Consider the following 605-nt stretch of genomic DNA (forward strand, 5'->3'; position numbering starts at 1 on the left):
ACCCACACCCGAGATCGTCGACTACCACGAGTACCGCACGCTGGCCGAGGCATTTGGCCCGGGCTCGCAGCTCGCCACACAGCCCACCTGGAAAGACTGGGCAACGGCCATCGCCACCGGCATCGGTTGCGGCGCAGTGATGGCGTTTGTCGTCGGCTGCGCGGCCGGCGCGCTGATTCGATAACAACGAGGAGAAAACCAAGATGACCGAAGCTGAGAAAACCACTGCGCTCACATTGCCCGAGCGCGCCGCAATTGCGCTTGGCACCAAAGAGCATGAAGCCAATCTGCTGGCGCTGGCAAAAAAGCACGCAGACATCGTCGAGATCAAGAACCCCGCAGGCCGTGAGCAATGCCATGGCGCCATGATGACGTTGGCCAACGCGCGTATCGCCATCAGCAAGGCGGGCAAGGAAGCGCGCGACGACGCTACCAAGTTCTCGAAGGCCGTGATCGAAGAAGAGAAGCGACTGATCGCGATCATCGAACCGGAAGAAGATCGCCTGCGCGGCCTGCGTGATGCATGGGATGCGGAGCGCGAGCGCGAAAAGCTGGCCAATGCCGAAGCTGAAAAGCGCCGGATTGCCACGCTGCAAGAGCGTATC

Annotated in this window: 2 protein-coding genes; both read left to right on the forward strand. The window is 61.5% G+C overall.

Features of this window, described 5'->3' with window-relative positions:
- Positions 1–184, forward strand: a 184-nt coding sequence (locus RVY79_RS17000) for a hypothetical protein (protein ID WP_317465652.1), incomplete at its 5' end; no start/stop codon positions are given.
- A gap of 52 nt (positions 185–236) precedes the next feature.
- A partial coding sequence (locus tag RVY79_RS17005; RefSeq protein ID WP_317465653.1) for a hypothetical protein occupies positions 237–605 on the forward strand: 369 nt, incomplete at its 3' end.

Source organism: Chromohalobacter sp. HP20-39, from assembly GCF_033052815.1.
In the GTDB taxonomy this organism is placed as follows: domain Bacteria; phylum Pseudomonadota; class Gammaproteobacteria; order Pseudomonadales; family Halomonadaceae; genus Chromohalobacter.